The organism is Natronococcus sp. (assembly GCF_047921035.1).
GTDB lineage: Archaea > Halobacteriota > Halobacteria > Halobacteriales > Natrialbaceae > Natronococcus.
Genome location: NZ_JBLRWX010000110.1, coordinates 1 through 10010, shown reverse-complemented (window position 1 = coordinate 10010; position 10010 = coordinate 1). Strand labels below are relative to the sequence as shown.

At 65.6% G+C, this 10010-nt stretch carries 11 protein-coding genes; 2 read left to right on the top strand and 9 right to left on the bottom strand.

Annotation, left to right across the window (positions count from 1 at the left end):
* From ACNA7R_RS17225 to ACNA7R_RS17210, 4 genes are all read right to left on the bottom strand, one after another.
* A partial coding sequence (locus ACNA7R_RS17225; RefSeq protein WP_416284762.1) for a M20/M25/M40 family metallo-hydrolase occupies positions 1-760 on the bottom strand: 760 nt, incomplete at its 3' end.
* A 125-nt stretch (positions 761-885) separates the two neighbouring features.
* Entirely contained in the window at positions 886-1293 is a 408-nt protein-coding gene (locus ACNA7R_RS17220; protein WP_416284761.1) for an SPW repeat domain-containing protein, read from the bottom strand.
* A gap of 85 nt (positions 1294-1378) precedes the next feature.
* Positions 1379-2614, bottom strand: a complete 1236-nt coding sequence (gene lysA / locus ACNA7R_RS17215; RefSeq protein WP_416284760.1) for a diaminopimelate decarboxylase — start codon at positions 2612-2614, stop codon at positions 1379-1381.
* Positions 2615-3167: 553 nt separating this feature from the next.
* Positions 3168-3932, bottom strand: coding sequence for an aldo/keto reductase (locus ACNA7R_RS17210; protein ID WP_416284759.1), 765 nt, complete (start codon positions 3930-3932; stop codon positions 3168-3170).
* Positions 3933-4548: 616 nt separating this feature from the next.
* Here ACNA7R_RS17210 and ACNA7R_RS17205 point away from each other — a divergent pair.
* Positions 4549-5418 carry an amidohydrolase family protein gene (locus tag ACNA7R_RS17205; RefSeq protein ID WP_416284758.1) on the top strand — a complete coding sequence of 290 codons (870 nt, stop codon included), beginning with the start codon at positions 4549-4551 and terminating at the stop codon, positions 5416-5418.
* A gap of 102 nt (positions 5419-5520) precedes the next feature.
* Here the strand turns inward: ACNA7R_RS17205 and ACNA7R_RS17200 are convergent, their stop codons facing one another.
* The 5 genes from ACNA7R_RS17200 to ACNA7R_RS17180 all read right to left on the bottom strand — a co-directional run bounded on the left by ACNA7R_RS17200 (position 5521) and on the right by ACNA7R_RS17180 (position 9027).
* Positions 5521-5979, bottom strand: a complete 459-nt coding sequence (locus tag ACNA7R_RS17200) for a MaoC/PaaZ C-terminal domain-containing protein (RefSeq protein ID WP_293026978.1) — start codon at positions 5977-5979, stop codon at positions 5521-5523.
* Positions 5980-6103: 124 nt separating this feature from the next.
* Positions 6104-6949, bottom strand: a complete 846-nt coding sequence (locus tag ACNA7R_RS17195; protein WP_416284757.1) for an enoyl-CoA hydratase/isomerase family protein — start codon at positions 6947-6949, stop codon at positions 6104-6106.
* Entirely contained in the window at positions 6946-7827 is an 882-nt protein-coding gene (locus ACNA7R_RS17190) for a 3-hydroxyacyl-CoA dehydrogenase family protein (RefSeq protein WP_416284756.1), read from the bottom strand. The genes ACNA7R_RS17195 and ACNA7R_RS17190 overlap by 4 nt, the downstream gene beginning before the upstream one ends.
* Before the next feature lie 58 nt (positions 7828-7885).
* Positions 7886-8224: an AzlD domain-containing protein gene (locus ACNA7R_RS17185; RefSeq protein ID WP_416284755.1), complete on the bottom strand. Its 339-nt coding sequence runs from the start codon at positions 8222-8224 to the stop codon at positions 7886-7888.
* Entirely contained in the window at positions 8221-9027 is an 807-nt protein-coding gene (locus ACNA7R_RS17180) for an AzlC family ABC transporter permease (protein WP_416284754.1), read from the bottom strand. The genes ACNA7R_RS17185 and ACNA7R_RS17180 overlap by 4 nt, the downstream gene beginning before the upstream one ends.
* 316 nt (positions 9028-9343) lie before the next feature.
* Here ACNA7R_RS17180 and ACNA7R_RS17175 point away from each other — a divergent pair.
* On the top strand, positions 9344-10010 hold a 667-nt coding region (locus ACNA7R_RS17175; protein ID WP_416284753.1), incomplete at its 3' end, for a thiolase family protein.

Here is a 10010-nt window from a genome sequence, read left to right as displayed (position 1 = left end):
GCGCCTCGAGGTACGTCTGCAGCTCCTCGCGGAACGAGTCGCTCGTCTCGGGCGGGACGTTCCGGCGGTCGAACGTCAGCCGACAGGAACCGGGGACGCGGTTGGGCGCCTCGCCGCCCGAAAGCGCCGAGGCGGTCAACTTCGGCGCTCCGAGTACCGGATCCGGCTCCGGACCCGCCTCCTCGTCGTAGCTCCGCAGGGCCTCGAGGACGTCGACGAGTCCGAACACCGGATTTCGTTCGGCGGGAACGCTCGCCGCGTGGCCGGCCTCGCCCTCGAGGGTGATCGTCCCCTCGCACTGGCCGCGGGCGGCAATACAGACGTCGAGTTCGGTTGGCTCACCGACGACGTAGCCGTCGGCCGACAGCGTCTTCCCGAGGTGTTCGGCGCCGGTCATCAGCGTCTCCTCGTCGGGCGTCAGCGCCAGCGTGAGCCGTCCGGCGGCCGGCTCCGCGCGGAGGAAGGCCGCGAGCAAGGCCGCGAGGGGGCCCTTCGCGTCGCAGGCTCCCCGACCGCGCACCGTGTCGCCGTCCCGGTCGTAGGGGACGTGGGGCGCGACGGTGTCGAAGTGCGTGTTCAGGACGATGTGGGGGCCGTCGTCGCTCCCGCGACTCGCCAGCACGTTTCCGCGGGCGTCGACCTCGGGTTCGTGGCCCGCGTTTCGCAACGTCTCGAGCAGCAGTTCGCGCATCGCCGAGACGTCCTCGTGGGAGGGGGTTCGGACGGCCTCGGCGTGGAAGGTGGTGATGTCGAAACTCATGGGTATCCGCCGTCAGCGAGCGACGACGCGTCAATACCGCCAGTTTCTGGCGGCGGGTCATAAGCCCCCGCCTTCGTCGGCTCCAGCGGGGCTCGTCTCCGAGAATCCGCACTCGGTCGGGCGCGCTACGCGGACGTCGGAGCGTCCGCCTCGAGCTTTCGGCTCCCGTAGAGGCTGGCCGCCGCCAGCACGGCGACGAGCGCACCCGCGACGACGTTGCTCCAGAACAGGATTCCGGTCTCGATGCCGAAGACGAACGGTGCCGCGACGGTCCACACTCCCGCGACGAGAACGATCAGCGGGGCGACCGGTGCCGGGAGCCGACCGCCCGATGGCCGGGCCGCGGTGTAGGCCGCGAATACGGCCGCGACGGCGCCGACGAGGACGTTGTTCGTGACGATCCAGCCGAAGCCCGTCACGAACACGCCCGACCAGAAGATCCAGGTGCCGAGCACCGCCGCCAGTCCGGCGAGGCGCGGAACGGGCGGCAGCCGCGTCGTTCGTGTCGACCGTCGTTCGCTCACAGTACTCATACGATAGTCGACGGGCTCGAGCGGTCTAAAACCATCACACACCCGTCGTACAGGCCTGACAGTCCGGTTTCGATGGGATTTGGGGCTACTGCTCGACCCGCGTCACGTCCTCGAGGGTCTCCCGACGCCGGACGACACGGGCCTCGCCGTCCTCGAGTCCCACTTCGGCGGGACGGGGCTGGGAGTGGAACTGGCTCGCGAGTTCGTAGCCGTACGAGCCCGCGTTGCCGATCGCGAGGATATCGCCGCGCTCGAGCCGGGCGACCGGCCGGTCGTGGGCGAAGACGTCCGCGCTGGTACAGACCGGACCGCCGACCGTGACGGGGTGGGGATCGCGGTCGGGCGCGCTGACGTTGTACATCGGGTGGTAGGAGCCGAACATCGCCGGCCGAATGAGCGTCGCCAGGCTGGCGTCGATCCCGACGACCGTCGTGTCGGGGGCCTCCTTGATCGTGTTGACCTCGCTCAGGATCAGCCCCGCGTCGGCGACGACGTACCGACCGGGCTCGAGCTTCAGCGTCGCCTCGAGGTCGCCGACCGCGTCGCGGACCATGTTCGAGGTCTTTTCGAGGTCGAGCGGCTCCTCGTCCTCGCGGTAGGGCACGCCGTAGCCGCCGCCGGCGTCGACGAACTCAAGGTCCGCATCGCCGACCCGGCGGGCCATCTCGCCGACTCGCTCGATCGCCTTGCAGTGTTCCTCGAGGCCCTCGGTTAGGACGCCGCTGCCGGCGTGGGCGTGGAGCCCGACGAGGTCGAACTCCTCGCGGACTCGGTCGGCGACCTCGGGGACCTGCTCGTAGGGGATGCCGAACTTCGCGTCCGCGCCGGTGGCGACCTTCTCGTGGTGGCCCGTCCCGATGCCGGGGTTGATGCGGATCGCGATCCGGCCGTCGTAGCCCCGTTCCTGCAATCGCTCGAGCGTATCGGTCGCACCGATGGTGATCGTCAGTCCCGGTGCATCCTCCGCGAGGTCCGTGGCGTAGTCCAGGTCGTGATCCGGCGGGTTGACCGCGGTGTACTGCAAGGTGTTCGGGTCCGCGCCGGCGTCGATCGAGCGCTTTAGTTCCCCCCAGGCCGCACACTCGATGTCGGCGCCGGCCTCGAGGACGGCCTCGAGCACCGCCTTCCCCGTATGGGCCTTCGCGGCGTACATGACCTCGGCGTCGGGAAACGCCGCGGCGAAGCGCGTGTAGTTCTCCTTGACGCGATCGAGATCCATCACGTACAGCGGCGTCTCGTACTCGTCGGCGAGGCCCTCGAGTCGCTCGTGGTCCCAGTCGGCCAGCCGGCGCACGGCCGGCGAGTCGGCGAGGTCGGTCATCGTTCGTCTCGAGTGACCGCGACGAAACAAGGGTTTGGGTTTGCCGTCCTCGGCTCGTCGGTCGGAAGATCGGGCTCCGGTGCTCGAGATTGCTAATGATCCACCGCTACGTACAGACGACTCACTCACCGCTCGCTACGCTCGCGCTTCGATCGTCGTTCCGCAGAGAGACGCGCTGTCGCGCGTCTCGGACAGCCGTTCGCCCAGTAGAAACTGCGAGCGAAGCGAGCAGTTTGCAGTTCACGATAACGAATCAGCCGATTCAGAGAATCGACTTGTGAGTCAGTCGTTCATACTAACCGGTTCGAGTAGCTCCGAAGAGTGGCCGAAGAAAGTGTGCTGCAACTCGTGGACACAAGGAATCTCCACGTCCTCCCCAGCCGATTCGCTCGCTGCGTCTGCTCACGGGCACAGAGTGCCCGTTCACATGGTACGCGGGACTTCGGTCCCACGCTACTCGCTCATCCCTCACGTACCGTCGAACGGCGACTCGCCGTTCGCTCGTCGCCGTCCAGCGCACGCCACCGCACGCAGTTGACCGGTCTTCGGATACCTACTCCGGAAACAGCTCCTCGGTTCGCTCGACGGCGTCGATCCGCTCGACATCCTCGGGAGCGAGTTCGAGCTCCAGCGCCTCGAGGTTCGCCTCGAGGTGCTCGCGGCTACTCGCTTTCGGAATCGAGACGACCCCCTCTTTGGCGGCCAGCCACGCGAGACAGACCGCCTCCGGCGTGGTATCGTGTCTTTCGGCGATCGCGACGACCGCCTCGACCTCGCCCGCGCGGCCGTTCGCCAGCGGTGAGTACGCCACCAGCGGGTAGCCGTTCTCACGGGCGTGTGCGAGCAGTTCCTCGGGCTGGAACAGCGGGTGGTACTCGACCTGGTGGGCCGCGATCGGCGCCTCGAGGACGGCGGCGGCCTCCTCGAGTTCGGCGACCGAGAAGTTACTCAGGCCGACGCCGTCGATCGCGCCCTCCTGGTGCAGGTCGTCGAACGCCGGCAGCGTCCGCTCGGGCTCGTAGGCCTCGATCGGGCGGTGAACGTACAGCAGATCGACGTACTCGAGGCCCAGTCGCTCGAGGCTCTCCGCGGTGGTCTCGCGGACGGCTTCGGGCGCGAGGCTGTCGGCCCACACCTTCGTCGCGACGACGACGTCCTCTCGGAGGACCGAACTGCGAGCCAGCCCCTCGCCGACGACGGCTTCGTTCCCGTAGATCTGGGCCGTGTCGAGGTGTCCGTAGCCACACTCGAGGGCCGTCGCGATCGTGTCGGGGTGCTCGATCCCCATCGTACCGAGTCCGATCGGTGGGAGTTGCATAGGAGGGGGTTCTCGGGTGAGCCGTATGAGCCCTCGTATCGAGGCGCGTTGGCTCGAGTCCACGCGTCGACAGCACTCTTGTATCGTCCCTAGCCGCCAAATTACCAAATATAGTATCTATATTGGGATATGATGGTTAGTTGGTCTGGAAGGCGAACAAGCTTTGCCGGGTCGGGTCTCACATCAGTCGGCCTGCTCTCCAAAAGGGCCAATGGGTGCCTGAAAAGGTACAAAATAGGGTTATCGCTATCCGAAGTCGACTTTCTCGTCCAAGTCCCGCTCCGTCCGTTCGAGTATCCCGGATCTATCGAAGAACGTATTAGATCGGCACCAGACGCCCCAAATACTGATTTCGAATTCGTATTTGTCCGTCCGGATCGAACGCGCCCCGATATTATTTGAAACTGGTAATTAAGACCTATTATAATATAGATGTTATTTAGAGATGGTTGTCCGGTTCCGTTCTGCAGCTCCTCCGAAGGGGAGACCTCCTCCCAGCGGGTATCGATACGAGCAGCGTGAGTGTCCCCCACCGCTCGAGATCCAGTTCGTCTCCTCCCGTGGTGAACTCGATCATCAATCACACATATGTATCGTCGGTACGAAAGGCTACCGTATGGGCCCGACTATCCCTGCCGACGAGCCGCGCGCAATCGATATGCACGCTCACCAGCCGACCAGCGAGTTCCTTCACGACGCCGGCGGGCAGATGATGAAAGACGCCGCCGATCGGTTCGGTGCCGACCTCGAGACGGATACCTACGAGAACATGCTCGAGGAATACCACGAGGCCGGCGTGGGTCGGGCCGTGTTGCTCGGCTGGGACGCGGAGACGAACACGGGGAATCCACCCGTTCCCAACGACTACGTCGCCGAGGTTCGCGACGAGTACTCGGACTTCTTCATCGGGTTCGGCTCGGTCGACCCGCTCAAAGACGACTGCGTCGAGGAGGCGATTCGGTGTGTCGAGGACCTGGACCTCTCGGGGTTCAAGTTCCAGCAGATCGCACAGGGGTTCGACCCGTCCGATCCCGAACACGAGGAGCTGTGGGCGACGATCGAGGACCTCGGTGTCCCCGTCGTCTTCCACGGCGGAAACTCCACGCTCGGCGCGTGCTCGCCGGGCGGTCGCGGACTGAAGATCAAGTACGGCAACCCGATGCTGATCGACGACGTCGCCGCGAACCATCCCGCCCTCCAGATTCTCATCGCCCATCCCGCCTATCCCTGGGAAAAGGAACAGCTCGCGATCTGCCAGCAGAAGGGTAACGTCTATATGGATCTCTCCGGATGGATGCCGAAGTACATCGACGACCAGGTGCTCCACTACGCGAAGACCCTCCTCTCGGATAAGGTAATGTTCGGGACCGATTATCCCATGCTCGAGCCGGGGCGCTGGCTCGAGCAGTTCGCGGAGTTGGGGTTCGACGAGGAACTACAGCGGCAAATTCTCTGGGAAAACGCCGAATCGTTCCTCGAACTGTAGGCCCTTCGGTAGCGCCGTTTTCGCGGTCCTCGAGACGGACTCTCGGAATCTCGCTCGAGACTGGTTACGCGCGACCGAGAGGACGGCCGGACGTCGTCGCCATCACTCCTTGCGCTTGATCAGGAATTTCATGTCGCCCTCGAGGACGACGGTGTCGTCCTGGTTGGTCATCACCGTATCGAGGACGACGATGCCGGCGTCGTCGTGGTCGACGTCTTTCTTCTCGGTGACTTCCATCTCGAGCGAGAGGGTGTCGCCGATGTAGACGGGGTTCGGGAGGTCCATGTAGTTCATCCCCAGAAATGCGTACGCCGTGCGCTCGACGATACCGGTGCGGTAGACGAAGCCCGTCGCCTGGACGAACGTCATCGGGCCGTGGGCGATCCGCCCGTCGAACGGGCCGTCCTCCGCGTACTCCTTGTTGGTGTGCAGTTCCGTCCAGTCGCCGGTGAGCGCCGAGTGCATGACGAAGTCGGATTCCGTCACGGTTCGGCCGACGCTCTCGAACTCCTGACCCTCTTCGAAGTCCTCGAAGTGGTGTGGCTCGTAACTGTATGCCATGATCTGTTGTTCATGAAAGTATGATAAATACGTTTTCCTTCGAGCTCCGCGAGGTATCGCCTGTTCACCGCAAATTCTACCGCCGACGGGGCCGAGCCGGACCGAACCGGCCGGAATCGAACCGTTATCGACCGTTCCACTCGGGATCGCGGTCCTCGAAGAAGGCGTCGATCCCCTCGTCTTTGTCCGCGGTGGCGAACAGTTGAGCGAACAGCTCCGCCTCGTACTCGATTCCCTGCTCGAGATCCATCCGGGAGGCCGCTTTCACCGACTTCTTCGCGAACTCGAGCGCGACGGGGCTCTTCGAGGCCATCGACTCGGCGAGGTCGTAGACCGCCTCGTCGAGCGCCTCCGAATCGGCGCAGACGTCGTCGACGAGGCCGATCTCGTGGGCCTCCTCGGCGTCGATCAGTTCCCCCGAGAGGATCAGCCGCATTGCCTGCCCCTCGCCGACGAGACGGGGGAGGCGCTGGGTGCCGCCGCCGCCGGGCATGATTCCGAGGTTGATCTCGGGCTGGCCGATCTTCGCGCGCTCGTGGGCGATGCGGACGTCGCAGGCCTGGGCAAGTTCGCAACCGCCGCCTAATGCATGCCCGTTGAGTCGGCCGATAACGGGCTGGGGCAGGTCGTCGACGACTTCGTACACCCGCGGGCGGCTCGAGGCCTCGCGCTGGTCCAGCGCGCTCCGGTCGCGGAACTCGCCGACGTCGGCGCCGGCGACAAAGGCCTCGGCCTCGTCCGCACCGGTGAGGACGACGACCCGGACGTCGCTCTCCGCGACCGCCGCGAGGACGTCCTTCAGCTCCGCCCGGACCTGCGCGTTCAGCGCGTTTCGCGCGTCCGGGCGGTCGAGAGTGACCGTCGCGACGCCGGGGACGCGGTCGCCGACGCTGGCGTGGACCGTCTCGCAGTCGACAGCGGCGTCCTCGATCGACTCGGCTCCGTCGACGGGGCTCTCGGGGAGGCTCATTCGTCCACCTCCCCGCTGACGCCGACGATCTCGCCGTCCTCCCAGACGTAGAACCCTTCGCCGGTCTTCTTGCCCAGCTTGCCAGCGCGGACCTTTCGCTTGAGCGCCTGTGGCGGCCGGAACCGCTCGCCGAGCTCCTCCCGGAGGTACTCGAGGATATCGAGACGGACGTCGAGACCGACGACGTCGCCGAGTTCGATCGGCCCCATCGGGTGGTTGTAGCCGAGTTCCATCGCGGTGTCGATGTCTCGCGGGTCGGCGACACCCTCCTCGACCATTCGGATCGCCTCGACGCCGAGCGCGACGCCGAGTCGCGAGGAGGCGAAACCGGGCGAGTCGGTGACCTCGACCGGCGTCTTCCCGACGTCCTCGACGAACCCGCGGGCGAACTCGAGGGTCTCGTCGTCGGTCTGTTCGGCGACGACGATCTCGACGAGTTGCATGATGTGGACGGGGTTGAAGAAGTGGAGCCCGATCACGCGGCCGTCTCGCTCCGCGGCGCTTGCGATCTCCGTCACCGAGAGCGAGGAGGTGTTGGTCGCGATGATCGTCTCCTCGTTCGCGTGCTCCTCGACGTCTTCCATCGTCTCTTTCTTCAGGTCGACGTCCTCCGGAACGGCCTCGACGACGAGGTCGGCCCCCTCGACCGCCTCGGCGAGATCCGTGGTTCCCGAGAGGCGCTCGAGCGCCGCGTCGGCCTCCTCGCGGGTGACCTTCTCGCGTTCGATGCCGCCCTCGAGGTTCGATTCGATCGATTCGAGTCCGTCTTCGACGTACGCCGTCTCGATATCCCGGACGATCACGTCGTGTCCGGCCATTGCGGTTACCTGTGCGATGCCGTGGCCCATGGTCCCGGCTCCGAGTACTGCGACTCGCATACCGACGCGTAGAACGAGGCGGGTCAAAGCCGTTTCCGTTCCCGAAACCCGGTGCCGCTCAGAAGAGAAGGAACTGGAACGTCCAGAGGGCGACCATCCCGGCGATGATCGTCAGCAGAATATCACCCCGCCACCACGCGACGCCGGCGGCGACGGCACCCGCCAGCAGGCGCTCGTCGAGGACCATCTCGGTGACCGCCGCGCTCGGCGTGACGAGCTGCGGGGCGACGAGCGCCGCCAGCACCGCCGCGGGGACGAACTTCAGGAAGCGCTTGACCCTCGTGGGAACCTGGTTGATCCGGCCGAACAGGTGAATGAACGACAACCGGATGAGGTAGGTGGCGACGGCGATCGCGACGATCACGCCCCAGACGCTGAGCATCGAGTACTCGCTCATCGGCCCATCACCTCCTCGGCTGCGACACCGGCGCCGATCCCCACGCCCGCGGCGATGAGCAGATCGGCACCCTCCGGGAGCCCGGTCTGGGAGACGGCGAGCGCCGCGGCGATCGCAACGAGCGCGCTCGTGAGCGCGGCGACGAGCTGCGGGTAGGCGTCGATCGCCGGCACGAGAATCGCGAGGAAGACGAGCGGAATCGCGAACTGGAGGTTCAGCGAGGCCGGGATGCCGGCTCCGAGGACGTACCCGATTACCGTCGTGATGACCCAGACGAGCCAGATGCTCACGCCGAGTCCGAGGTAGTACAGCCGCTTGTTTCGATCACGGGACTCGTCGGCGTACTCGCCGATCGACACCGCGTAGACGTGGTCGGTGAGAAAGTACGCGAGGTACGCCCGCGTTCGTTTTCCGTACTCGGTGAAATACGGCGCGATAGAGGCCGAGTACATGAGCATCCGGAGGTTGATGACGAGCCCGGTGAGGACGATGATCGCGAGTCCCGCGTTTACAGCCATCAGCTCGACCATCACGAGCTGTGCGGTGCCCGCGAAGATCCCTGCGGACATCGCAACCGTCTGGAGGACCGACAACCCCGCGCCGTCGGCGGCGATCCCGAAGACGAGCGCGAACGGGATGAGCCCCAGCAGGATTCCGACGGAATCGCGGGCTCCTGCCCGGAAATCTACGTGCAGTAGTCGTGACAGCAGTCGCTGCTCCTGGGGGTCCTGTTCGAGAGCGGTACGTGCGTCTGAATCGGCAGGCTCGTCTTGTCCCGCCGATGCGTTTTCGTTCGCTGACATTGTGACGTCGATAGTGGGATCCGATCCGAACGAGCCTCGGGCGGGTGACGCCCTGGCTGACGGGCGATACGGCTGGTGGCGTCGACACTGACGCGGTACGGCATCGCTCCTCGGTGGCCGACCGCCTCGACCGCCGCACGAATCGGTCGTTTTGGCTAACTCGTTACCACGTGCTGAGTGTTACCTATCACGTAGCATACCGTCCTCGTTGAAAACTGTATCGGATGATCATCCAACACGTTGTTTCACGGAACGACGGCGGAAAAACCGGTCCCCGAGGTAAAACTTAACTATCGACCGTTCGATTTCTCGGTCGATGACCCGAGCTGAGGCCGTACTCGTCGACGCAGTGCGAACCCCGCAGGGGCGGAAAGACGGTGGACTCGCCGATGTCTACCCCGAGGACCTCGTTACGACTGTGCTCGAGGCGCTGGTCGAGCGAACGGGCGTCCCGGCCGAGGAGTGGGACGACTTCCGCCTCGGCTGTGCGAACCAGGAGGAAGAACAGGGCCGGAACCTCGCCCGTCAGTCGCTGCTCGCGGGCGGCTTCCCTGAGACCGTACCGGGCGCGACGACCACCCGTCTCTGTGGCTCGTCGCTGACGACGCTCGTAGACGCCGTCCGCGCGGTCGAGACGGGTGACGGCGAGGTCTACCCCGTCGCCGGCGTCGAACACATGAGCCGGATCCCGTTCTCGGACTGGCTCCACCCCGGGATCGAGGAGCGGTACGACGTCGACGAGCTCCCGATGGGCGCGACCGCCGAGCGCGTCGCCCGACGGTTCGACATCGGCCGTGAGGAGCAAGACGAGTTCGCGCTCCGCTCCCACGAGCGCGCGCTCGAGGCCTGGGACGAGGGGCGGTTTGACGGCGAGGTAGTCCCCGTCGAAACGAGTGACGGCGTCGTCGAGCGTGACGAGGGTCCACGGGAGGCCACCGACCTCGAGACGCTGGCTGACCTCCCCACCGTTTTCGCCGACGACA

What these genes read in the sequence shown, in the direction of transcription:
- ACNA7R_RS17220 (WP_416284761.1), bottom strand. Translation starts at nt 1,293, where the DNA reads ATGAGTACTGTGAGCGAACGACGGTCGACACGAACGACGCGGCTGCCG.
- ACNA7R_RS17205 (WP_416284758.1), top strand. Translation starts at nt 4,549, where the DNA reads ATGGGCCCGACTATCCCTGCCGACGAGCCGCGCGCAATCGATATGCAC.
- ACNA7R_RS17195 (WP_416284757.1), bottom strand. Translation starts at nt 6,949, where the DNA reads ATGAGCCTCCCCGAGAGCCCCGTCGACGGAGCCGAGTCGATCGAGGAC.
- ACNA7R_RS17200 (WP_293026978.1), bottom strand. Translation starts at nt 5,979, where the DNA reads ATGGCATACAGTTACGAGCCACACCACTTCGAGGACTTCGAAGAGGGT.
- ACNA7R_RS17210 (WP_416284759.1), bottom strand. Translation starts at nt 3,932, where the DNA reads ATGCAACTCCCACCGATCGGACTCGGTACGATGGGGATCGAGCACCCC.
- ACNA7R_RS17185 (WP_416284755.1), bottom strand. Translation starts at nt 8,224, where the DNA reads ATGAGCGAGTACTCGATGCTCAGCGTCTGGGGCGTGATCGTCGCGATC.
- ACNA7R_RS17190 (WP_416284756.1), bottom strand. Translation starts at nt 7,827, where the DNA reads ATGCGAGTCGCAGTACTCGGAGCCGGGACCATGGGCCACGGCATCGCA.
- lysA (WP_416284760.1), bottom strand. Translation starts at nt 2,614, where the DNA reads ATGACCGACCTCGCCGACTCGCCGGCCGTGCGCCGGCTGGCCGACTGG.
- ACNA7R_RS17180 (WP_416284754.1), bottom strand. Translation starts at nt 9,027, where the DNA reads ATGTCAGCGAACGAAAACGCATCGGCGGGACAAGACGAGCCTGCCGAT.